Genomic DNA, 24792 nt, shown 5'->3' with positions numbered 1-24792 from the left:
AAAACAGTTTTTCAAAACAATATTTTAAAAATTAGAGGAGGCTATTGAATATGGCAAAAGATATTAAATTCAGTGAAGACGCTCGCCGTGCAATGCTACGCGGTGTTGACGCTCTTGCAAATGCTGTAAAAGTAACTCTTGGACCAAAAGGACGAAACGTGGTACTTGAGAAAAAGTTCGGTTCTCCACTTATTACTAACGATGGTGTAACGATCGCAAAGGAAATTGAACTAGAAGATGCATTTGAAAATATGGGTGCAAAGCTAGTTGCTGAAGTAGCAAGCAAGACAAATGATGTTGCCGGTGACGGTACTACAACAGCTACAGTTTTAGCTCAAGCGATGATTCGTGAAGGCCTTAAGAACGTAACAGCTGGCGCAAACCCAATGGGGATCCGCAAAGGTATCGAGAAAGCTGTTAAGACAGCTCTTGAAGAATTAAAAGCAATTGCAAAGCCTATCGAAGGAAGAGAGTCAATTGCTCAAGTAGCTGCGATTTCTTCTGGAGACACTGAAGTTGGCCAATTGATTGCAGAAGCTATGGAGCGCGTTGGTAATGACGGTGTTATCACTATTGAGGAATCCAAAGGTTTCACTACTGAACTTGACGTAGTTGAGGGAATGCAGTTTGACCGCGGATACGCTTCTCCTTACATGGTAACAGACTCCGATAAAATGGAAGCTGTTCTTGAGAACCCATATATCCTAATTACAGACAAGAAAATTGGCAACATCCAAGAAATTCTTCCTGTACTTGAGCAAGTTGTTCAACAAGGCAAACCATTGCTTCTTGTCGCAGAAGATGTTGAAGGTGAAGCACTGGCTACATTGGTAGTTAATAAGCTTCGCGGTACTTTCAATGCTGTTGCTGTAAAAGCTCCTGGCTTCGGTGACCGCCGTAAAGCTATGCTAGAAGATATTGCTATCTTAACTGGCGGAGAAGTGATTACTGAAGAGCTTGGACGTGACCTTAAGTCAGCTACGATCGAATCTTTAGGACGCGCTTCTAAAGTAGTAGTTACCAAAGAAAACACAACAATCGTTGAAGGTGCAGGAGAACCAGCACAGATTTCTTCACGTGTAAGTCAAATCCGTGTTCAAATGGAAGAAACTACTTCTGAATTTGACCGTGAAAAATTACAAGAGCGCCTTGCTAAATTAGCTGGCGGAGTTGCTGTAATCAAAGTTGGTGCAGCTACTGAAACTGAATTAAAAGAGCGCAAGCTTCGTATCGAAGATGCTTTAAACTCTACTCGTGCAGCAGTTGAAGAAGGAATTGTCTCCGGTGGCGGAGTTGCCCTTCTAAATGTATACACGAAGGTTTCTGAGATTGTCGCAGAGGGCGATGAAGCTACTGGTGTAAACATCGTTCTTCGTGCAATGGAAGAGCCAGTTCGCCAGATTGCACACAATGCTGGTCTTGAAGGATCTGTTATTGTTGAGCGCTTGAAGCGTGAAGAAGTCGGTACTGGCTTCAATGCTGCAACTGGAGAATGGGTAAACATGATTTCTGCTGGAATCGTTGACCCTACAAAAGTAACTCGTTCAGCTCTTCAAAATGCTGGTTCTGTAGCAGCTATGTTCTTAACAACTGAAGCAGTTGTGGCTGATAAGCCAGAAGAAAACGCTGGTGGCGGAATGCCTGACATGAGCGGAATGGGCGGAATGGGCGGCATGATGTAATAAGCCGCTTCACCCCTTGATAGATAAGGGTTTTTATGAATATTGCTAACAATATGCTAACATAATGAGTTATAAAAAGAGGTTTTTCATTAGTTGTCCAAACTACTGAGAAGCCTCTTTTTTCATTTTATAGACAACTAAAAACTCATATACTTCCATAATCCGCTAAATTCTAAACACGGGCTAGATGACTGGGTGTAGTGGAGGTTCAAGTGCTTCTATGGACAATAGCTCCGGAAAAAGCATATGACTAAAAGAACCCTATCATTGTTACAGGCGGAAGTTCGCACTAGAAGTTTACCAAGCTTAACTTAAAATATCTAGGGCTGGAGTTGAAGGTGTTAACTAACTTTTGATTAAATATAGATTTAACTAGTTTATTCATTACTAAAGACGTACCTTGAGGAAAAATTCATAAAGGATATAAACCAGGTTTACAAAAAAAATCCCCTGTGGTATATTAAAAGTGTTAAATATATTAAATAAAAATTTAACGTTATTAATAATATGAGTGAAATGATCTAACGAGGAATAGAAATCAGGCTTATCTGGGAAAGTTCTGGGGATCACCCATACTTTAATCCAGCTTACGGGGTGGCATAACCATTTCTATAATTGATAGCAGTTAAGCAAACCTGGATTGCATAAGTAGTACATAATTATCGGAATCTTAGCCTGAGCTATGAATTTGTTTAAGTGAATTTTATATAAAAAAACTAGCAAACTATTAACTTTTTTATCATCCAAGGAGGTACGCAAAATGAATGAAACATATGATATTGTAATTGTAGGTGGCGGTAGTGCAGGTTCTGTGCTTGGCGATCGTCTAAGTGCGGATGGGACACGCAGTGTTCTTGTCTTAGAAGCTGGACGCAAAGACTTTTCGTGGGACTTATTGATCCAAATGCCAGCAGCTTTGCCGTTCCCAGCAGGTAAAGCGTTATATGATTGGAGATACGAATCTGATCCCGAACCTCATATGAATGGACGTCGTATCAAGCATGCCCGGGGAAAGGTGCTCGGAGGATCCGGTTCAATCAACGGTATGATCTTTCAACGAGGTAACCCAATGGACTATGAACGTTGGGGAGCAGATCCAGGAATGGAAACGTGGGATTTTTCGCACTGTCTCCCGTATTTCAAACGCATGGAAAATGCTTTAGCTGCGGACCCAGAAGATGAATTACGCGGCCACGATGGTCCTCTCAAATTGGAACGCGGGCCAGCAAAGAATCCTTTATTCCAAGCCTTCTTTAATGCAGGTGTAGAGGCTGGTTACTCACGAACACCTGATGTAAACGGTTTTCGCCAAGAGGGGTTCGGTCCGTTTGATAAGCATGTTTACAAAGGACAAAGGTTTGGACCATCACGTGCATATCTGCATCCAGCTATGGAGCGTGAGAACCTCACTGTGGTAACACGTGCTTTTGTTAAAAGTATCGATTTCGACGGAACCCGAGCGAAGGGATTGACATATGAACGAAACGGTAAGACTCATCAGGTAACTGCAGGTGAAGTTATACTATCAGGCGGTGCAATCAATACTCCGCAGCTGCTTCAACTGTCAGGTGTGGGTAATGCAGAGCATTTGCGATCACTGGGTATCGAACCAGTAGTAGATCTTCCAGGTGTAGGTGAAAACCTTCAGGATCATCTCGAAACCTACATCCAATACTCTTGTCCACTACCGGTTTCTGAGCAGCCTAACTTAAATAAAGTGAAGATGCCTTGGATAGGTTTACAGTGGTTGTTAGGACGCAAAGGTCCTGCAGCAACCAACCATTTCGAAGGTGGAGGTTTTGTTCGTTCGAATGAGGACGTTGCTTATCCTAATCTAATGTTCCATTTCCTTCCGGTAGCGGTTAGGTACGACGGACAGAAAGCGGACACTGCTCACGGATTCCAAGTACACGTCGGGCCTATGTACTCTGATGCTCGTGGGTCATTAAAGATTCGGTCGAAAGATCCTAAAGAGCACCCAAGCATGGTCTTCAACTACCTTTCTACGGAACAGGACCGCCGGGAGTGGGTTGAAGCGATAAAAGTCTCACGAGAAATCATGTCTCAGCCAGCTATGGCACCTTACAATTCAGGAGAAATCTCACCAGGTCCTTCTGTTCGTACGGATGAGGAGATTTTGGAATGGGTGAAGGAAGATGCTGAGACTGCACTTCATCCTAGTTGCACGGCAAAAATGGGGCCTGCTTCAGATCCAATGGCTGTTGTAGATCCACTTACTATGAAGGTTCATGGGCTCGAAAATGTACGAGTGGTCGATGCGTCTGCCATGCCTTATGTCACCAACGGCAATATCCATGCACCGGTGTTGATGTTGGCGGAAAAGGCAGCGGATCTAATCATTGGCCGTAAACCGCTGGAACCTATAAAGGCTGACTTCTACCGTCATGGAGTACATCCAGCCGACGCAGGTACAATAAAAGCTTAATCTAAAGATTGAATTCCAAGGGAAGGACTCCTTCAAAACGTATTTGCCCGCCAAAGCAAACGTTTTACAGAGTGCCTTCTCTTTTTTTTGCTAGAAAATAGTCCGGTTATCCTTTTATAACTTACATAAAATTATCCGGCTACCTTCTACAAACTCGTTAGTTGATACGGTTATAAGCCTTTTTACTCCTAATTGGAAAGGAATTTCAGAGGGGTCGACCAAAAAAAGCTTCGCAGTATGATACTAAAGGGTTTGGTTTTCGAATACATACAACCAAAAGAAGCGGTACGATTAGACTAAAGGGTTCCGTTTTGAGGTGCTTTTCTAAATAGAGCACAGAAATGACAGTCCTTTTGACATCCAAAATGGCATATAAACAAAGAAAAACTCGCCACTAAAATGGCGAGTTTTCTTTGTTATAAATTAGAGGTTCTGGTTAAACTATAGCACCCGTTAATTTAAGTACAATGGTTCACAATATATCAGCCCTACCTTAATCTTCTTTTTTATTTAATAACTCTTCCATCTTCTTTTCTAATTCTTCAATTCTGGATTCTTGCTTTATAAATACTGTAATAAACACTGCTGATACGAATGAAATAAGAATAATTAAAGCCCAAATATTTTCTACAATAAGACCGAGGAAGAAAAATGCAAAAATCCAACATATAACTATACAAGCTAAAAATGTTCCAATAAATTCTTTCAATTTTAAATACCTCTTTCAAATTATAAATAATCTTTAATAGTAATTTAATATTTCTACTGTACTTCTTATTGAGCAATCTTGACCGTTAATTGAATAAAAATTAAAGTCTTATTTAAAACGACTTAAACTTTGCCAAAGGGCAACTCCTAAAAAGAATACGATTATTGTCAAGGTAAACCAAGAGTAAAAGTTCTTTTTACTTCGTAATATTTTGTATATAAAGAAAATCAGAATAAAAATCAAAATTGCCATTCCCGTTATTGCCAATAGCATATTAACCACGAACATAATAAACCTCCCACTGTTAAACTATTTGCATCGTTAGTTCAACAAAGGAAAAACCAACTGGCTTACCTTGGATTTTCAACTATTTGCACCCGTTAGCCTAATAACTTCAACAATAAAGAAAGTAATTAATGAAATACTTTATCCCTAAATCACTTCACTTTATATTTGGTTGAAATCTCTTTGTTCAAGGAATTTGACATATAATCAAACTTATAATGAATAATCAATTGATACGGTTCTTCCCATTCCAATTTATAAGCACCGTCCGAAAATGGCCGCTAGCCATCATCTGTACTAATGCTGGTTAAATAAGTCGTATATAATCTTGAGTTTGATAATTGGTATAGGCGGCCATCAATCACTACAAATTCTTCTTTACTATCTGGAGAGGAAAACTTCGTGTATTCTGCCTCAAATAGTAGATTTGGAAGGGATGGGACTATTATGAAAAATGCTCCAATCGCAATAATTATTCCTTTTATACCTTTATCTTCGAACAAATAAATTAGCGATACTATTGCCACTATAATTAGCAAATTAGATAATGCCAGATGACTAATCCCGCCTGGTGGTGCACCTATATGTACCAATACTCCATTAATTTGTAATGTTAGCAAGGCAAAAAGTAATAAAATACTTGTAATAAATGTGATAATAGCCATCTTTAAAAATTCTTTTTTATTACTTTTTTCCACTCTTTATCATCACCTTTGAAAAAAAATAGTAAATCCTTCTTCAATATTCCTGTCCCTTTAGCATAATAAGGAATTCAACAAAAAAGGCGGTTAATCCTGCTGGATCAACGCACCCGTTTGTTTAATAGGGCGTTATTGATTTTTTTCTTGTAACCATTCTTTGTATTCAGGTAAAGTGTATTCATCAGTTTTTACCACGTTCCATTGACTATCATTCTGTTTTAAGAAGACCTTCATTAAATATTCCCCGCCAGATTCGTCGAAGTCATCTCTCAAATAAACAATGCTTCCGTGAACCAGAACTGTAACTTCATTATCATTTATTGCGTTTACTTTAATTCGTTCATAACTTTCAATATTGTAATTGGCATCCACCAAGTCAAAACCTTGATTTAAGGATTCAACCTCATTTTTTTCTACATTAACTCCTATTTCAGTATCAATATTCTCTTTTAATTCTGGGTACCTTACCCAAAGAATGTTTATATCATTATTTATTACTGCTTGAGTTCTATGATACATATACTCTCTTACAGGCTTAGTATATTTCACCCAATCTGATGGTTCAGGTTCAACAAAACCTTCTATATCATTTTTTGAATTAAGGTCATCTGACAATACGGAATTTTGCTGACACCCTAATAATGACAATAATAAAACGACGATTAAACTCCAAAAATGAAATGTCTTCATATTATTTGTCCCCCCTAAAATTATAAGACGAACCTTACTTTGCATATGTTTCAAATTGGCAACAAATCATACACCTTATTCCACTAACCTGCCCCGTTTGTTCAATAAGAAGTTCAACAAAAAAGAGTGGGTCAATCCTGTGTGAATCAATGCACCCTTGAGTTTACGCATAAATCTTCACAATCAAAACCTATTTATTCTAAACTAATTTTTTTATTGCAGAGACTACTACTTCCGGTTCGTCATTTTGTATATAGTGAGCACTATTTTCTGCGATTATCAATTCTCCATCTGAGGATATTTCAAGGATCTCTCTCTGCATTTCATTCCATAACCCTTGTGATTCCATAGAATAATGTGCTTTCTTACCTGCCGAAAGAACAATTAATGGTACGTTTAATTTTTGTTTAGTTTCTTTTAATTGCTTAAGGCTTTCCATAAATTCATCATAATTTCCTTCGTAAACGAATTGCTTGTTATATGCTTGCTGAAAATTTTGTGACATCGTGGGGAGAAATCTTTCTCTGTAGTCTTCAGGCGTAGAGTCAATCAGGACTAATCCACTAACTTCATTTGGATATTCTGTAGCAAACATCCGCATATTAACTCCACCAAATGAATGACCTACTAATATGTAGGGAGGTTTGATTTGGGCTTCACTAAGTAGTTCCTTTAATTCTTTTACCATTTCACGGCTGGTTCTGGGGTTACTACTTTTTTCACTTTTCCCAAGTCCAGCTCTATCATAAATTAGTGCACTAGAGAGCATTGAAATCTCCCTTAATACTGAATTCCAGGCCTTAGAAAAATCTCCATATCCAGCATCCATTATTACTGTTGGCTTTCCCTTATTCTTTCCCACTAATTTAGCATATAGTTTACAATCACTTATTTGTATAAACATTTCTTTATCCATTGGCTCATTCCTCTCGATTGGAAACCTCTCTTTAGTAAAAATATAACATCTCACTTCTTCTTAAACTAACCTGCTCCGTTTGTTCAATAAGGAATTCAACAAAAAAGGCGGTTAATCCTTCCTGGATCAACGCACCCGTTAGTTTAAAATCGAGTATTGCGCAACCGCTAGATTACGCATTTCGTTTAACAAATTTAAAAATCCAAAATAAAAGGATAATAACGGGTGACTTTTTTCGTTTTTTTGTTCAGTCAGACTGACGCTAACCCGATCATTAAAAATACTGAAAAACCATACAATAACACGATACCACTATAAAATATGGTTGATGAAACAATATAGTTTTTTCTACTCTTTAGTTCACGCAAACACACGAAATAATAAAGAAATCCAATCACAAATTGAAGTAAAACGCCGAGCACAGTAGAAAAAAAGAACGGACCTTTTAATATAAACGGAATCACGCTACTATACACTTCGACCATTCCGTTTCCAAAGAAAAAGCTGAGCCAAATTATTAGGAAGAGTAAGATTATGACGAGGTGATAAAAGCGTTTGGTTTTTTTAAGAGCAAGTTCTCTGCTTGGTTTTTCGGTGTAGCGAACAAATCCAAACCTTTTTCTTTTAAGTAGTACAATAAATGCATACATTCCAATGGCTAACGAAATAAAATAGAAAATACCAGCTACTGTCCCGTCGTACACTCCGCAGTAAATACATTCCCCAAACAACTCAATGACGCTCGAATAAACGGCATCAAATCCCAAAATAATTGTTGCAAGTAATAATTTTTTATTGTGCAAGAAAAGTACAAGTACAATAGGTAGTAAGTTGAAAATCAATCTCATAAGTTCATCCAGATACATATTAACTCCCCCGTCTTGTTTTATACAAATCAGCTGATAAGTTCAAGTTTTTTATTAAAAAATAAAAAATACATTGAACGATATATTATAAGCAAGTAGTTTGTCTTCTTTTTATTCATTCAAATCTCTCCTCGATTAGTAACTTTTTTCTTCAACTCTTCTGCCCCGTTAGTTCAATAAGAAAATGATATTACCGGCAGCCTAAGTGACATCGAAAATGACGGTTGTTCTGGCACCATATTTTAATCGTGCAATACTTATTGTCCATTATAAATTATAATGTCATTTGCTATGTCGAAAAGGAAGAAAATGAGTTAAAACCTTAATGAAGAAAGAAACTGACGTGTGCCAATTCACACGTCAGTTTTAAGGTGATTTATCAACAAAGCACCCGAGAACGGAACCCGTTACGATTAGACTGCTTCTTTTTTGTTATGGGTTTTAATAAAAGGAGTGAGGGATAGCCCTGTAATTTGCCCACCTTTTAATTTTTCCAGCGTGATAATTCATAGGTTAATTAGTGTGCTAATGATGATATTCAACTACTGAAGCTTGGGCGATGACTTAATGGTAAGGGAGGGAGGCGGCTAAATGTAGCAAACATTCTTTCTTCATTGCGTACCAGTGATCTAAAAAATAAGCGGAGACTTTCCCGTTATACCGCAGAATAGGGCTCGATTCGGGACATATAAGCGGAAGTTTTACCGTTAAGTAAGGCAAAATATTCGATTATCATATTTTTGAAGTGAATAGGCGGAATCTCTCCCTCTATTAAGCTATTTTTCTTGATTATTTTAAAAATAAGAGAAATTTCTCCGCTTATTTATCAACCATGCAGATTCCCCCCTTTAATCCATGAGAGTCTGCTTTTTACGGTCAAGAATTGGTGCAGGTTGTTTACAGGAATAGGGTTATTAGTTTAACAGATACAATAATAAAAGAAGCTGGTCTCTAAAAGTGAGAGACCAGCTTCTTTGTCCTATTTACCTTGTCTTTATTTTACCCATTCACCAATCAATTCTTGATTCTCTTCAATCCATTTTTTTGCTCCCGCTAGAGGGTCTTCGGCACTTTCAACATAGTTGATAAGCTCACCAATTTGTTGATCATCCATTTTCCAATTCTTAAACCATTCACTCACTTCTGGATAATCTTCTTCAAATCCAGGTCTTGTAGCATGGTGAATCTTTTCTACACCACCGAATGTGTTTTTCGGATCTTCTAGGAATTTCAAATCATATTTGGAGAATACCGAGTGAGGGCTCCAAAGTGGTGCCACGATCGGTTCTTCATTTTGTATTGCCCTTCCAATCTCAGATATCATTGCAGGTTCAGAGCTTGGTATTAGTTTAAAATCAAGATTATAATCTTCAATTAATTGTTCCGTAACTTCCATCGTCCCAGCGCCAGGCTCAAAACCGATAATTTCTCCATTAAACAGTTCATTATGTTCTTTTAAGTCTTCTATACTATTTATATCTTCTAAATAGGTAGGAACCACAAGCCCTACTTTTGCATGATCAAACCAAGTAGATTCCGAGAAATTGATAGTATCTTGAAACTTCTCCAGATAAAGAGCATCTTGGACTGGTAACCATATTTCTAAACTAGCATCTAAATCTCCACTCTCTAAAGCCTTCATCGTAGGGCCCATGTCCAATACGGTTAACTTCACGTTAAAACCTTTATCTTCTAAAATGGCTTTCCACATATTCGTTACTGCAATATTTTCAGCCCAGTTAATTTGACCGATTAGTAATTCTTGATTACTTTTTCCTGTTTCAGCACCTGATTGTTCACTGTTTGATTCCTCACCATTGCTTCCGCATGCTGTTAGCATAGCAACCATTAGCAGTACTAAGATTAAACTAAGTTTTTTTGTCCATCTGTTCATGTTGAAAACTCCCCTTTATTTTATAATATAGAAATATTCCATACGTTTAATGTATTAAGAATATTTTTAACAAATAATGCAAAACTAACCATCTCTTATTCAGAAGAGATCAGTAAAACATTCAAAGAATGGGTAGTCAATAGCAATAGCTATCTGCTATCAACTACCTAGTGGATTCAGCTCAAATTATTTTTGTCCATTTTTAGGGATAAACTCAAATATCTTACCACTTCTTATACTTAAAACTAAGTCTTCTACCCAATGATAGTAGGTTTTAGATTCTTCTAATTGGTCATAGCATTGTTTAGCCTCTGCAACAATTTCTGGAGTGCTGGAGGAATCTTTTATGACATTTATTAAGTCTTCTTGTGCTTCCTCAATTGCTTCCATGTTTAATTTCACTTCGCGTTCCCACATCTGACAATAAAACACCATAAAGGAACGGAAGAAATTTTTCTCAGCTATATAGGTATGTTTTCTAGAACCGCGTGTAAATGTTTTCTTTACCATTTCTATTTCTTGAAGCTTACGGACACTGGTACTCATACTCGGTTTACTCATTCCGAGCTCCGTACGCATTTCATCAAGAGTCATTTGTTCTTTAAAGTACATTGTCGCATATAAGTTTGCAGCAGCTGGTGTTACACCATATAAGTCCATTGTCTCTGAAATGGCGCCAATGACTTTATCTTTGGCTTCTTCTATTTTAATTCTGGATCTTTCAGTAGATTCGCTCATAAAGTCGCTCCTTAAATATAGAAAGTAAAGCTTGTTAAATATTTTTAAAATCTTATTTATAAACTTTATGATACCGTGTTCAAATTATATGTCAATGGAAAACGTGAATTTAACCATTTGCTGATATCGACTAACTTAATAGAGTCAGCCATTCTCATTGTAAAATGTAGTGAGGTATCTTCTCTTTGACAGCTCTAAAAAGAGATGTTATTATTTTCGTAACGTTAAATAAATTTTTAACAAACTTAATTTAGTTAAAAACTGGAGTTGAAATATTTGAATCTAAAACAACAACAATACATTAATGGTAAATGGGTGGGAGCGATTTCGGGGAATACGCGAGATATTATTAATCCATTTAACCAGGAAGTTATTGCTACTGTCCCAGAAAGTGATGAATCAGATGCAAAAGCAGCAATCGCTGCAGCAAGAGCAGCATTTGATAAGGGAGAATGGTCCTCTGCTCCAGCAATAGAGCGAGGGGCTATTGTAAGGAATATTGCTGAATTAATAGAAAGAGATAAAGAAGAACTTGCCAGATTGGAATCTTTAGATACTGGTAAAACAGTAGAGGAAAGCCGTGGAGATATGGACGATATCGCTGGAGTATTTCGATATTATGCAGATCTTGCAGATAAAGATGTCGAGGAACTGATGGACTCTCCAGTGCCAAACTCTATCAGTAAGGTAGTGCGTGAACCAGTTGGAGTTTGCGGTCAAATTACACCTTGGAATTACCCATTACTACAAGCATCTTGGAAATTGGCTCCAGCATTAGCTACAGGGAATACACTAATTATGAAGCCAAGTGAAATTACACCACTTACGACCATAAAGGTATTCGAACTAATGGAAGAGGCAGGGGTGCCTGCTGGTGTTGCTAACCTGGTACTTGGTGCCGGCCATACAGTTGGTGCAGAGCTATCTAGTAACATTGATGTAGATCTTATTTCCTTTACAGGTGGAATGGTTACTGGGAAGAAAATTATGCAGGCGGCAAGCGTAAATGTGAAGAAGCTAGCACTTGAACTTGGCGGGAAAAACCCCAACATCATCTTTGCTGATGCAGATTTTGAAACAGCTGTTGATCAAGCATTAAACGGGGTATTCTTCCACGCAGGACAAATTTGTTCAGCAGGTACTAGATTGATTGTAGAAGAAAGTATTCACGATGATTTCGTCAACGCCCTTGTTGAAAGAGTGGAAAAATTTAAGCTCGGAAGCGGGTTTGACGAAGATACACAGATGGGCCCACTTATTTCAGCTGAACACCTTGCGAAAGTAGAAAAGTATGTAGAAACAGGTATTGAAGAAGGTGCTACATTAGCAGTTGGTGGCAGCCGTCCAGAAGAGCCAGAACTAAAAGATGGGTTTTTCTACCTGCCAACAATTTTTACAGACTGCACAACAGCCATGAGCATTGTTCAAGATGAGGCCTTTGGGCCTGTTATCACGGTTGAGAAATTCCGTACAGAAGAGGAAGCACTAAAGCTTGCTAATGACTCAATCTACGGACTTGCTGGCGGCGTTTGGACAAACGATACTGTGAAAGCTCAACGTTGTGTAGCAAAGATGCGCATGGGTACAGTGTGGATTAATGACTTCAATGTTTACTTCCCGCATGCACCATGGGGTGGATATAAGCAGTCTGGTATCGGACGGGAATTAGGAAAACTAGGTATAGAAGAATATACAGAAACCAAGCATATATTCCAAAACCTTAAACCTAAACCTATCAACTGGTTCTAAGCTGCCAATTTTATATGATTACTATAGATAAAGCACGGGCGGCATGATGTAATTAAGGCGATAATGCCTTAGTAGGTTCAACGCCAATCGATGAGTTATAACCATACCGAAAATTTTAAAGGCCTTTCATTCGTTTTTAAACGGGTGAAAGGCTTTTTTTAAAATTACCACTAGTAAATCTGCAGTTCTCTCTCTATCTCTTTGGCAGTATTTATTAATTGGTATTTATACTCATTTCCAGTACTATATAATTAGGTCATTTTCGCAAAATTGCAACGTTTTTATGATCTATAATAAAAGGATGAGTTTACAGGGGAATTCCAAACATAGTGAATAGATGATAGAGGGTTAAGTTTTTAAGTTCACTAGACTTACTTTTACATATATTAAAGGCTTTTCTAATCGATGATAATGGAGGGAAATGTGTGCGTGAACAAATGAATCCTACGATTGAAACGATTTTGGAGAATATAGAGAGGGTCATGACAGGCAAGCGGGATGTAGCCAAATTAAGCCTGATCGCACTTCTTGCAGAAGGACATGTTCTTTTAGAGGATGTTCCCGGAGTTGGAAAAACGATGATGGTACGAGCCCTGGCTAAGTCAGTCAGTGCAAGCTTTAAGAGAATCCAATTTACACCAGACCTGCTTCCGTCAGATGTGACAGGTGTTTCTATATACAATCCGAAAGAGCTCGAGTTTCAATTTAGACCTGGGCCGATTATGGGCAATATCATTCTTGCTGACGAAATCAATAGAACCTCTCCCAAAACCCAGTCTGCCCTCTTGGAGGGAATGGAGGAGAGCAGTGTGACGGTTGATGGGGTTACCTATAGGCTGGAGAAGCCGTTCTTTGTAATGGCCACACAGAATCCAATCGAGTATGAAGGCACTTATCCGCTTCCAGAAGCCCAATTGGATCGGTTTCTTCTTAAAATGAAAATGGGTTATCCAGGAACGAATGAAGAAATAGAAGTATTGAGTCGCGCACAAAAGGTTCCCCCTATAGATGATCTCGAACCAGTTATTAATCTCGAAGAACTTCGAACGCTTCAAAAAGAAATGAAAGAGGTATTTGTTGACGACTCAATAAAAAAATATATTGTAGAAATTTCAACTCGAACCCGAACCCATGATAGCGTTTATTTAGGTGCAAGCCCAAGGGGGTCAATCGGACTGATGAAAGCAGCGCAAGCATACGCATATATTCATGGGAGGGACTATGTAATCCCTGACGAAGTTCAATACCTTGCACCTTTTGTTCTTTCTCATAGGATCATTTTGAAGTCGGAAGCACGCTTTGATGGAGTTACTGCCGAAGATGTAGTGAACCAGGTTATTGCAAGAGTTCCAGTCCCTATTCAGAAGGCTGTAAAGTAATGATGGAAAGGCACTTTAACACAGCCAAGGAAATTTGGAAGCTGGTTATGCTGGTCTTTTTAATTATTGTTACCTTCTCTTATGCAATGTTTCAGGGTGGGTTTGTAAGCTGGTTTTTGTTTTACAGTTTTCTTCCGTTTGCGGTTTATGCATTGGGATTATCCTTTTACACATTAAAGGATATGAAGGCTGAGCGTATTTTTCCTAAAAGAGAGTTTAACTCTGGCGAAAAAGTCAGGATAAGTGTTTTAATCGAACGGAATACACCTTTCCCGCTTTTTTATGCAATAGCGGAAGAACAGATAACGGAAGAGCTAGGCAGTAAACTTCGTAATAAAGCTAAGTCATTTCTGCACCCGGTGTTTCACAAGGTTTTTCATTTTGAGTATACAATTGAAGCTATGCCAAGGGGAGAACATTTCTTTAACTCAATCCGGTTAAAAACGGGTGACCCGCTTGGGCTGATTGAAAAAGAGGTACAAATACCAGTTGAAGATAAGATCGTCGTATATCCCAAATATGTAGAGCTACTATACAAACCGTTTGAACATCAGTTTGACCAGGGTATGACCGCATCTAAGGAAAGGGTCCAGAGGGATACCTCGATGGTGTCGGGCGTTAGGGAGTACCAGCCAGGAGATCGCTTTTCCTGGATAAATTGGAAAGCGACGGCAAGAAGAAATGACATTATGGTCAAGGAATTTGAGCAGCGGCAATCCCATGATATTTTAATCATGATGGATTGTGCACCTGATAGCAGATTTGAAATTGCAGTGTCATTTACTGCATCGGTAATCCGGGCAATTCTGCGGAAGGGAGCTCAGGTTGGGCTTATCACATCTAGTCACGATCGAATTGCTTTCCCGATCAAAGGAGGAGATGGCCAGCAGCAGCAATTGCTTTACCATCTTGCTAAAATTACTGATAACAGCCAGGCTCCATTCGATAAGGTTATAGAGGCTGAGGGTTTTTTAAACCATCATCACTCTAATTTACTGCTCGTTACAGCGCAATTGTCGAAGGGGCTAGTTGAGAGAGCCGGCCGGTATTCCCAAAAAGGGGGCTTGGTGACTATTTTTCTCATAAGAAAAGAGGAAGAGTCAACTTCTAAGGACGAACTTGGACTAAAATCATCTGCTACTGCGAGAGGAATAAGAGTAGTAATGATACATGATAAACAATTTAAAGATGCCTTTTCGGAGGTGAGTAGAGCGTGACGGCTGAGAATAGAAATAACAGTTTTGTAACTCTGCTTCTGTATTCCCTAAGTTTTTTACTTTTATGGGAATGGCTCCGGCCGCTAAAACAGTTGACCGAAACGGGAAATATACATGTTTTCTTAATCTTCTTGTTAATCTCCTTGCTGCTCTCCTATCTAGGAATGCCTATTGCTGCTGGTTTTTTTATTAAAATTGTTTTTATTATATACTCCATGCAATTTTTATATTTTGAAGGCTCGTTTTTCATGTTCGATTGGATGAGTCCAATGTGGTCTGATGTAAAAATGAACATGCAGCTTGTGTTGAATTCGCAATGGACTGAGCTGACTAGCCTCTTTAGAACTCTGCTATTTTTTATTTTACTGTGGTTAATGAGTTATTTGATCCAATATTGGCTTATCAATCGAAAACAAATTTTCGTGTTTTTCTTTATGACAATGACTTATATTACTGTCTTGGATACGTTTACGACATATGAGGCGGAAAATGCGATCATCCGTACCGTAACAGCTGGCTTTGCTGTGATGGGGATGTTAACTTTCTACCGTTTGCTTGACCGGGAATCCTTTCAAAGGAAGGCGGCTTTATCCAGAAGGTGGATGATTCCGCTGGCAATTATGATATTGGTTAGCGTAAGCCTTGGATTTGCTGCACCTAAAGCAGAGCCGCTCTGGCCTGACCCGGTACCTTTTATAACCTCGTATAATACGGAGAGCGGTGAAGGAGAAGGCGGTACGAGAAGGGTAGGGTATGGTACAGACGATTCTAGGCTTGGCGGTCCATTTGAAGGGGATAATGAAGTAGTATTTACGGCAGAGGCAGAGGCGCGCCATTATTGGAAGGTAGAGACAAAAGATATCTATACCGGCAGGGGCTGGATTGCAGAAGAAACGGATGCTAGACTTTCTTTTTTACCGGGGGATGAGGTACCTATCCACTCGCTTATTGAAGGGATTGATACAGAAGAACGGACGAGCACCGTCTTCATGGAAAAAGGTTATCAGCATGTACAGTATCCGCTCGGAATTCAGCAAATTCAGGCAGGAAAAAGTAACTCGTTTGAAATGAACCCTGTCACTGAAAAAATATATAGCCTTGAAACATCACGTCCTGCAGCTTTAGATACTTACTCTGTTAATTACCTTGAGCCAGCCTACCAGGTGGCTGATTTACGGAATATAACAGAACTCGGCTCAGAGTTTGGAAATCAATTTATTAACCGATACACCCAGCTGCCGCCCGAGCTTCCTGCTAGAGTTAAGGAACTGGCTGAAGAGGTTACTGCCGAACATGAAAATTGGTTTGATAAAACGAGAGCCATTGAGAGTTACTTCAGATCGTCGGGTTTTACTTATGACCAGAGGGATGTAGCCCTTCCTGGTCAGGGAGCTGATTATGTTGATGAGTTTTTATTTTACACAAAGCAAGGATATTGCGATAACTTTTCTACATCAATGGTCGTAATGCTGCGCAGTGTGGGAATTCCATCCAGGTGGGTAAAGGGCTACACCGAGGGGGAATACCGCAGTCTTGGTGAAGGAAATGCACGTCTATACGAAGTGACCAATAATAACGCCCATTCATGGGTTGAAGTCTTTTTTCCCAATGTGGGATGGGTGCCTTTTGAACCCACTCAAGGCTTCTCTGCAAATGTAGATTTTGTCTTCGACACAACCCCTTCAGGAAGCAGTGAAAATGAGCCTGAAGAGGAAAACGAGGCTGAACCTGTTGCAGCCACACCGGACCAGCCTGAGGATAAGGGAAGTACCGGTCCCTCTGGAATTTCCCAGATATGGGCAAAGGTGAGTACCTTCTTTTACGAGCAGTGGGAATGGTTGCTAGGTACAGCTGCACTTACGATAGCTTTATTCTTCCTGGGATATCGGAAGCGTTACATGTGGATGCCGGCCTATTATATTTTTAGATATAAGTCTAAGAATAATGATGAATACATCGAAAAGGCTTATATTGCCTTATTGGGTCAGTTAGACAGAATTGGATTAAAACGAAAATCAAATCAAACTTTAAGAGAGTATGCCGCATATGTGGATCAGTTCTTTTCTTCTAAAGATATGCGGCGGCTGACATCCTATTATGAACAGTTCTTATACCGGGGAGAGCTTAAAGATGGTACGTGGAATGAAGTGAAACAATTGTGGGAAAATTTAATTAAAAAGACAACAGCTTGACCAAATTTTTAATGTACTGGTAAAATGGTTCTTAAAATGAATATGGTAATCCTTCATATATACTCGATAATATGGTTCGAACGTTTCTACCAGATCACCGAAAATGATTTGACTATGAGGGCAGGCATTCTTTTATTCGGTTTGTAAACTAGAATTCTGCTTTTCTGAAAAGACTAAGGAGAATTCTGGTTTTTATTTTTATTGAGAAAGCGAATGTAGAGAACACAGACGCAATAACAAACGAGGTGGCGGAATGTTAACAAGAAGTGAGCTTCAAGGTCAAGATATGATTATTGTGCTGGATTTTGGAAGTCAGTATAATCAGCTTATTACAAGGCGGATCAGGGAATTTGGGGTATATAGCGAACTTCACCCTCATACCCTTACTGCCGCAGAAATCAGAAAGATGAATCCAAAAGGAATCATATTTTCTGGTGGACCGAACAGTGTCTATGATGAGAATTCGTTTCGTTGTGATCCGGAAATTTTTGAAATCGGTGTTCCTGTCTTGGGTGTTTGCTATGGCATGCAGCTTATGACGGTTCATTTCGGAGGGAAGGTTGAGCCGGCAAAGCATCGTGAATACGGCAAAGCTAGTATCATTTTGAGCCGAGATGATAATCCTCTTTTTAAGAATACGCCTGGTGAGCAGGTCGCCTGGATGAGTCATGGTGATTTGGTTATGGATACACCTCCTGGCTTTACCATTGATGCAGTTAACCCCTCATGCCCGATTGCTGCGATGAGTGACGAGTCACGTGGGTTATACGCCGTTCAGTTTCACCCAGAGGTGCGCCATTCAGTTTATGGGAATGAGCTTTTAAGAAACTTTGTCTTTGAAGTGTGCCACTGTAAAGGTGACTGGACTATGGAAAGCTTTGTGGAAATTGAAATGGAAAAAATCCGCCAGTTGGTCGGTGATAAGAAGGTTTTATGCGCTCTTAGCGGAGGTGTCGATTCCTCAGTAGTAGCAGTTCTAATACATAAAGCAATCGGTGATCAGCTGACATGTATTTTTGTCGATCATGGGCTGTTGCGTAAGGATGAGGCAGATAGTGTCATGAAAACGTTCGCCGATGGCTTCAATATGAACGTTATTAAGGTGGACGCAAAGGAAAGGTTCATGAGTAAGCTAAAAGGTGTTAGTGACCCAGAACAGAAACGGAAAATCATTGGGAACGAATTCATTTATGTTTTTGATGATGAGGCTACTAAGCTTGAAGGTATTGATTACTTAGCGCAAGGCACGCTGTATACGGATATTATTGAAAGCGGTACTGCTACAGCTCAAACGATTAAATCTCACCATAATGTGGGTGGCTTGCCTGAAGACATGCAATTTCAATTAATCGAACCGCTTAGCACACTTTTTAAAGATGAGGTTAGAGCATTAGGAAGTGAGATGGGAATACCGGATGCGATTGTTTGGCGTCAGCCTTTCCCAGGACCAGGTCTAGGAATACGAGTTCTTGGCGAAGTGACAGAAGAAAAGCTTGAAATTGTGCGGGAATCTGATGCTATTTTAAGAGAAGAAATCAGTAAGGCTGGGTTAGATCGTGATATATGGCAATATTTCACGGTACTGCCTGATATTCGCAGTGTCGGTGTTATGGGCGATGCCAGAACATACGATTATACAATTGGAATCCGGGCAGTAACTTCCATTGACGGAATGACTTCTGATTGGGCAAGAATACCTTGGGATGTTCTTGAACGTATTTCAACAAGGCTCGTTAATGAGGTTAATCATATTAACCGGGTTGTCTACGATATTACAAGTAAGCCTCCTGCAACAATCGAATGGGAGTAGTTTTAAGTGTTTTGGAATGCCACAAACAAAACACGAACGAATATATAAGTAAAATAAAAAATGTTCGTGTTTTATATTGACTAATAAAATCCACCCTGATAAAATAAAAGAGAAATAAATATTTTGTCGCAAGTCGTCGTATAATATTGGGAATATGGCCCAAAAGTTTCTACCGAGCTGCCGTAAATAGCTTGACTACGAGGATATTGTAAGTGGGTGGGCTTTTTGTCTTTCTTTATTTTTTCTATTTGCCCCTCAACTTTACATTTCCAGTTGTCAACGCTCCGGCCATCCGGGGCGTTTTTTGTTTCTAAAGACACTTTCCACAGGGGGGAAAAGCACATGAAGAAGTATTTCCAGTTTGAAGAACTCGGAACAAATTATCAACGTGAATTTATTGGTGGCTTAACTACGTTCTTATCAATGGCCTACATCCTGGTCGTTAACCCGCTTACTCTGTCTCTGACTACAATTCCAGATCTGCCAGATTCCATGAGAATGGATTATGGGGCCGTTTTTGTCGCTACAGCACTGGCAGCCGCACTAGGATCATTATTAATGGGGTTAATAGCTAAATACCCTATCGCATTGGCACCTGGTATGGGTTTAAATGCATTCTTTGCTTACACAGTCGTCTTAACAATGGGAATTCCATGGCAGACTGCGCTTTCAGGGGTTTTGATTTCAGGATTGATTTTCATTCTTTTAACTCTTACGGGATTGCGGGAGAAAATAATTAACTCGATTCCGTCAGAATTAAAGTTTGCGGTTGGTGCGGGAATCGGTTTGTTTATTACATTTATTGGATTTCAAAATGCAGGTATTATTGTTGGTGATGAGGCTGTAATGGTTGGTCTTGGCGACCTGACAAATGGCAGTACATTGCTGGCTATCTTCGGGATTTTTATTACGGTTATACTAATGACAAGAGGAATTAATGGCGGAATCTTCTTCGGAATCGTAATTACTGCAGTAGTTGGAATGATTGTGGGCTTAATCGATGCTCCTAGCAGTGTGGTTGGTGCTGTGCCTAGCCTTGAGCCGACATTTGGCGCAGCTTTGACTGCATTTACGGATGGCCAGCTATACACAACGCAAATGCTAGCTGTCATCCTAACCTTTTTATTCGTCGACTTCTTTGATACAGCGGGAACACTTGTAGCTGTTACAAACCAGGCTGGATTAACAAAGGGGAATAAACTTCCGCGTGCCGGCAAAGCGCTTTTCGCCGACTCTTGTGCAACAGTCGTAGGTGCTGTTTTAGGTACTTCGACAACTACATCTTATATCGAATCCTCTGCAGGAGTTGCAGCAGGAGCAAGGACAGGTTTTGCATCCGTGGTAACCGCAGTGCTTTTCCTTTTATCACTATTCTTCTTTCCTTTGTTAGAGGTTATCACAGCTGCAGTTACCGCTCCTGCTTTAATCATCGTAGGTGTTCTAATGGTGTCAGCACTTGGGAAAATTGACTGGACACGATTTGAGATTGCAGTACCGGCATTTTTAACGATCATTGCGATGCCGCTGACCTACAGTATTGCTACGGGAATTGCAATTGGGTTTATCTTTTATCCAATCACTATGGCTGTTAAAGGCCGTGCAAAAGAAATCCACCCAATCATGTATTTATTATTTGTTATCTTTATCCTATACTTTGTCTTTCTATAACTTTTTGATAAAAGGGCCGCGTGCCCTTTTTTAATTTTGACTTCAATTGCTGACTCCGCTAACATAGGAGAACAAGCATTCAGTCGAAACGGGGAGTAATATGGAACCTGTCATTAAAAAGGTATTAAGCAATAATGTCGTAATTGCCAATCATGACTCTTATGGCGAAGTGGTGCTTATAGGAAAAGGACTTGGTTTTAACCGGAAAGCAGGACAGTCAATTGAAGATAATGAGGCTGAGAAAATCTTTGTATTAACTAATAAAAAGGAACGGGAGGATTATATTAAGCTTCTCCCTTTTATGGATACTCAACTCCAGGAAACAATTATTTCTGCGATCGAACTTATTAAACAAAAATCGGAATTATCGTTGAACGAACATATACATGTAGCTCTTACAGATCACCTTATGTTTGCCATTAGCAGAATTTCAAATGGAATGGAGTTTAAAAATCCTTTCTTGATTGAGACTAAAACTCTCTATCCAAATGAATATCGAATTGCTAAAGATGTTACGAAATTGATAAAAGATCTTTCAGGGATAGAATTGCCAGAGGGAGAAATTGGTTTTATCGCTTTGCATATCCACAGTGCAACTACTAATAAGGAACTTTCAGATATTAATAAAAACTCCCACCTTGTCACTACTCTTGTCGATATGATTGAGGAGCAGCTGGCCATCACGATTGATAAAGAAAGCATTGATTATAACAGGCTTATCAGGCATCTTCGCTATACCATTGATAGAGTAAATAAAGGCGAAAAAGTAGAAGAACCTGAAAAATTTGCAGAGCTATTGAAAAAAGAATATCCAGTGTGCTATAATCTCTCCTGGAAGCTCATTAAAGTAATGCAGCAAGCTTTGAAAAAGCCAGTATACAACGCAGAAGCAGTCTATCTAACGATGCACCTGCAAAGAATTCAGAAAAAAATTAAATAACTATTTAATTTACGTGTTACTGATTCGATCAGGCATGAGTAAAGAAAATTAATTAAAGTTGTACTTTCGGGGTAAGATACCCGTAAAGACCTTTAATATCTTTCTTTCTCATGCCTTTTTTATTTGCCTTTTCCAGTTTGTGTAAACGCTTTAAGGAGTCGAAAAAATTAGGAGGTATATATATGTTTAAAAATGCTTTTGGCGTTCTCCAAAAAGTGGGACGCGCCTTAATGTTACCTGTTGCACTTTTACCTGCGGCAGGGATTCTGCTTGCTTTAGGTGCGGCGTTAAGAAACCCAGCCTTACTGGAGCTGGCGCCTTTCTTAGATAACAGCGGAGTAGATATGGTAGCCGCAGTCATGCAAAATGCAGGTGATATTGTCTTTGGAAATCTGCCATTGCTCTTTGCGGTCGGTGTCGCAATCGGCTTAGCAGGAGGAGAAGGAACAGCGGGCTTAGCTGCTATTATCGGATACTTAATTATGAATGTTACTATGGGCACCGTACTTGGCATCACACCAGAAGACATTAATGGACTAAGCTATGCCAATGTGCTTGGTATTCCTACACTTCAGACAGGTGTGTTTGGCGGTATTATTGTTGGTATTATTGCCGCTGCTCTATATAATCGGTTTTATACTATCGAACTTCCAACTTATCTAGGTTTCTTTGCAGGAAAGCGATTTGTTCCAATTATTACTGCTGCAACTGCCGTAATTTTGGGATTGGCGATGTTAATTATTTGGCCTCCAATTCAAAACGGATTAAACGCATTCTCACAAAACATGGTTCACGCAAACTTAACTATTTCAGCTTTTATCTTTGGAGTAATTGAACGTTCGTTAATTCCTTTCGGTTTGCACCATATTTTTTACTCTCCATTTTGGTATGAGTTTGGCCAGTATACTACAGAAGCTGGTAACGTGGTCCGAGGTGACCAGCGAATCTTTATGGCCCAAATTACTGATGGGGTTCAAAATTTAACAGCAGGAACATTTATGACTGGTAAATTCCCATTCATGATGTTTGGTCTTCCAGCAGCGGCTTTAGCGATTTACCATGAAGCTCGTCCTGAAAAAAAGGTTATAGTCGGTGGTTTAATGGCTTCAGCAGCATTAACATCGTTTCTTACTGGGATCACAGAACCAATTGAGTTTTCCTTCCTATTCGTAGCACCATTACTATTCGGGATCCATGCAATTTTCGCAGGGTTATCCTTCATGGTTATGCATTTGTTAGACGTGAAAATTGGTATGACCTTCTCTGGTGGTCTGATTGACTATATCCTTTTCGGCTTAATTAATCCTCAAACGAATGCATGGCTAGTAATACCAGTCGGACTAGTATTCGCTGTTATTTACTACTTCGGCTTCCGCTTTGCGATTCGTAAATTTGGCCTGAAAACACCGGGTCGGGAAGATGATCAGGAACAAGAAGAGGGAGAAGAAAAATCTGCTGTTCAAACAGGAGATTTAGCTTATGACATCCTCGAAGCTATGGGCGGCGATGAAAACATTAAGCATTTAGATGCTTGTATAACACGCCTGCGGGTTTCAGTTAATGACAAGCAAAAGGTAGATAAGGGGCGTCTTAAAAAGCTTGGCGCAGCCGGTGTCCTAGAGGTTGGGGAAAACATTCAGGCTATTTTTGGGCCTCGTTCCGAGATCATCAAGGGACAAATGAAGGACATTATGGGTGGTAAAAAGCCGCGTACTGTTAAGGTTGACCCGGGCAAGGAAGTTAAACAGCAGATTGAAGACGTTAATCCAGATGCTCTTCAAACTGAAAACGACAATTGGCTTGTTTCTCCTATTAAAGGTGAGATAAAGCCTATCACCGAAGTACCGGATGCAGTATTCTCTGGAAAGATGATGGGTGACGGATTTGCGATCATACCTTCTGAAGGAACTGTAGTATCTCCTGTTGACGGAAAAATCGTTAACCTGTTCCCAACAAAGCATGCGATAGGATTACAGACAGATTCTGGCCGTGAAATACTGATCCATTTTGGAATTGACACAGTCAATCTAAAAGGCGAAGGATTTGAGACGTTAGTTTCTGAAAATGAGCAGGTAAAGAAAGGGCAGCCGTTAATGAATGTTGACCTTGATTTTATTGCCAAAAATGCAACATCGACAATAACGCCTATTGTTTTCACAAACCTGGGTGATGGCGAGAAAGTAGTATTAAACAAGACAGGCAATGTGAACTTAACAGAAGAAAACATCATTTCCATTACTAAGGAGTAACGAGTTTCTTCTATAATATGTGCAGGGTGACTCTGAGTTTAAGGGTCACCCTGTTTTTTTACTTTTAAAAGAGTGTGGTTTATCCGTCGCGATAACGGTAACCAAGACTCATTGGTTCGAGATAGGTCCTATAATCTTAGTCGTGACTTTAAATTTATATAGGAGATAGTGAGTGGCTTTAAGATTAGGTTAACTTCCATTTTTTACAATCTGTAAACTCTATTGACTCTCCTGAGCAGGGGTGGTATTATGTATAAACAGTCGTGAACAGGGAATACCGTAATGATATTAACAACCATAAAAAACAGGTTGACTTGATTCGGCTGGTATGGTATATTATTAAAGCTGCTTCAGAGTGGCTCATTAATAAAGTTGTTCTTTGAAAACTAAACAAACAAGCGTCAACAAACAATATTTATAGTGACTTCATTTATGAAGATCACTAGCCAACGTTTTAAATTATGAGCTAAACTCATACTCTTTTTTGGAGAGTTTGATCCTGGCTCAGGACGAACGCTGGCGGCGTGCCTAATACATGCAAGTCGAGCGGACAGATGGGAGCTTGCTCCCTGAAGTCAGCGGCGGACGGGTGAGTAACACGTGGGCAACCTGCCTGTAAGACTGGGATAACTTCGGGAAACCGGAGCTAATACCGGATAAT

Annotated in this window: 17 protein-coding genes, 1 rRNA gene and 2 riboswitches; of the genes, 11 read left to right on the top strand and 7 right to left on the bottom strand. The window is 39.4% G+C overall.

Features of this window, described 5'->3' with window-relative positions:
• The first annotated feature begins 50 nt into the window (after nucleotides 1–50).
• Nucleotides 51–1682 carry a chaperonin GroEL gene (groL, locus tag HRJ06_RS22230; RefSeq protein WP_174735130.1) on the top strand — a complete coding sequence of 544 codons (1632 nt, stop codon included), beginning with the start codon at nucleotides 51–53 and terminating at the stop codon, nucleotides 1680–1682.
• A gap of 760 nt (nucleotides 1683–2442) precedes the next feature.
• Nucleotides 2443–4128 carry a choline dehydrogenase gene (gene betA, locus HRJ06_RS22225; RefSeq protein ID WP_174735129.1) on the top strand — a complete coding sequence of 562 codons (1686 nt, stop codon included), beginning with the start codon at nucleotides 2443–2445 and terminating at the stop codon, nucleotides 4126–4128.
• Nucleotides 4129–4621: 493 nt separating this feature from the next.
• On the opposite strand, the gene HRJ06_RS22220 is transcribed toward betA, so the two are convergent.
• The 7 genes from HRJ06_RS22220 to cudC form a co-directional block, all read right to left on the bottom strand.
• Nucleotides 4622–4837 carry a hypothetical protein gene (locus HRJ06_RS22220; protein WP_174735128.1) on the bottom strand — a complete coding sequence of 72 codons (216 nt, stop codon included), beginning with the start codon at nucleotides 4835–4837 and terminating at the stop codon, nucleotides 4622–4624.
• 566 nt (nucleotides 4838–5403) lie between these two features.
• A complete protein-coding gene (locus HRJ06_RS22215) occupies nucleotides 5404–5820 on the bottom strand; it encodes a hypothetical protein (protein ID WP_174735127.1) in 417 nt (138 codons plus the stop codon).
• Between the two features lie 132 nt (nucleotides 5821–5952).
• Nucleotides 5953–6513, bottom strand: a complete 561-nt coding sequence (locus tag HRJ06_RS22210; protein WP_174735126.1) for a hypothetical protein — start codon at nucleotides 6511–6513, stop codon at nucleotides 5953–5955.
• A 199-nt stretch (nucleotides 6514–6712) separates the two neighbouring features.
• Nucleotides 6713–7429: an alpha/beta fold hydrolase gene (locus HRJ06_RS22205; protein WP_174735125.1), complete on the bottom strand. Its 717-nt coding sequence runs from the start codon at nucleotides 7427–7429 to the stop codon at nucleotides 6713–6715.
• A gap of 251 nt (nucleotides 7430–7680) precedes the next feature.
• Nucleotides 7681–8295 (bottom strand): hypothetical protein, encoded by a 615-nt coding sequence (locus HRJ06_RS22200; protein ID WP_174735124.1) that lies wholly within the window; start codon nucleotides 8293–8295, stop codon nucleotides 7681–7683.
• Nucleotides 8296–9289: 994 nt separating this feature from the next.
• The gene (locus tag HRJ06_RS22195) at nucleotides 9290–10189 is read right to left on the bottom strand and encodes a glycine betaine ABC transporter substrate-binding protein (protein ID WP_174735123.1); all 900 of its coding nucleotides are present in this window, start codon (nucleotides 10187–10189) and stop codon (nucleotides 9290–9292) included.
• Between the two features lie 186 nt (nucleotides 10190–10375).
• Nucleotides 10376–10927 (bottom strand): choline uptake/conversion transcriptional regulator CudC, encoded by a 552-nt coding sequence (gene cudC / locus HRJ06_RS22190; protein WP_174735122.1) that lies wholly within the window; start codon nucleotides 10925–10927, stop codon nucleotides 10376–10378.
• Between the two features lie 276 nt (nucleotides 10928–11203).
• On the opposite strand from cudC, the gene betB reads away from it, so the two are divergent.
• The 9 genes from betB to HRJ06_RS22145 form a co-directional block, all read left to right on the top strand.
• A complete protein-coding gene (gene betB / locus HRJ06_RS22185) occupies nucleotides 11204–12676 on the top strand; it encodes a betaine-aldehyde dehydrogenase (protein WP_174735121.1) in 1473 nt (490 codons plus the stop codon).
• A 437-nt stretch (nucleotides 12677–13113) separates the two neighbouring features.
• Nucleotides 13114–14055 carry an AAA family ATPase gene (locus tag HRJ06_RS22180; RefSeq protein WP_174735144.1) on the top strand — a complete coding sequence of 314 codons (942 nt, stop codon included), beginning with the start codon at nucleotides 13114–13116 and terminating at the stop codon, nucleotides 14053–14055.
• Nucleotides 14055–15272 (top strand): DUF58 domain-containing protein, encoded by a 1218-nt coding sequence (locus HRJ06_RS22175; protein WP_338421139.1) that lies wholly within the window; start codon nucleotides 14055–14057, stop codon nucleotides 15270–15272. Before HRJ06_RS22180 ends, HRJ06_RS22175 begins: the two co-directional genes overlap by 1 nt.
• A complete protein-coding gene (locus HRJ06_RS22170) occupies nucleotides 15269–17464 on the top strand; it encodes a transglutaminase domain-containing protein (RefSeq protein WP_174735120.1) in 2196 nt (731 codons plus the stop codon). Before HRJ06_RS22175 ends, HRJ06_RS22170 begins: the two co-directional genes overlap by 4 nt.
• 33 nt (nucleotides 17465–17497) lie before the next feature.
• Nucleotides 17498–17599, top strand: a riboswitch (purine riboswitch).
• A 118-nt stretch (nucleotides 17600–17717) separates the two neighbouring features.
• Complete coding sequence (guaA, locus tag HRJ06_RS22165) at nucleotides 17718–19274, top strand: glutamine-hydrolyzing GMP synthase (RefSeq protein ID WP_174735119.1); 1557 nt, start codon at nucleotides 17718–17720, stop codon at nucleotides 19272–19274.
• 116 nt (nucleotides 19275–19390) lie between these two features.
• Nucleotides 19391–19492, top strand: a riboswitch (purine riboswitch).
• Between the two features lie 124 nt (nucleotides 19493–19616).
• On the top strand, nucleotides 19617–20942 hold the full coding sequence (locus tag HRJ06_RS22160) for an NCS2 family permease (protein ID WP_174735118.1): 1326 nt from the start codon (nucleotides 19617–19619) through the stop codon (nucleotides 20940–20942).
• Nucleotides 20943–21042: 100 nt separating this feature from the next.
• Nucleotides 21043–21882: a glucose PTS transporter transcription antiterminator GlcT gene (gene glcT, locus HRJ06_RS22155; protein ID WP_174735117.1), complete on the top strand. Its 840-nt coding sequence runs from the start codon at nucleotides 21043–21045 to the stop codon at nucleotides 21880–21882.
• 182 nt (nucleotides 21883–22064) lie between these two features.
• A complete protein-coding gene (gene ptsG / locus HRJ06_RS22150) occupies nucleotides 22065–24131 on the top strand; it encodes a glucose-specific PTS transporter subunit IIBC (protein ID WP_174735116.1) in 2067 nt (688 codons plus the stop codon).
• A 481-nt stretch (nucleotides 24132–24612) separates the two neighbouring features.
• Nucleotides 24613–24792, top strand: a 16S ribosomal RNA gene (locus HRJ06_RS22145); the annotation flags it as partial.

Origin of the sequence: Mesobacillus harenae, from assembly GCF_013343715.1 — a bacterium.
GTDB lineage: Bacteria > Bacillota > Bacilli > Bacillales > Cytobacillaceae > Mesobacillus_A > Mesobacillus_A harenae.
Note: the sequence above shows the minus strand (reverse complement) of the source record. Positions and strands in the feature narration are given on the sequence as shown.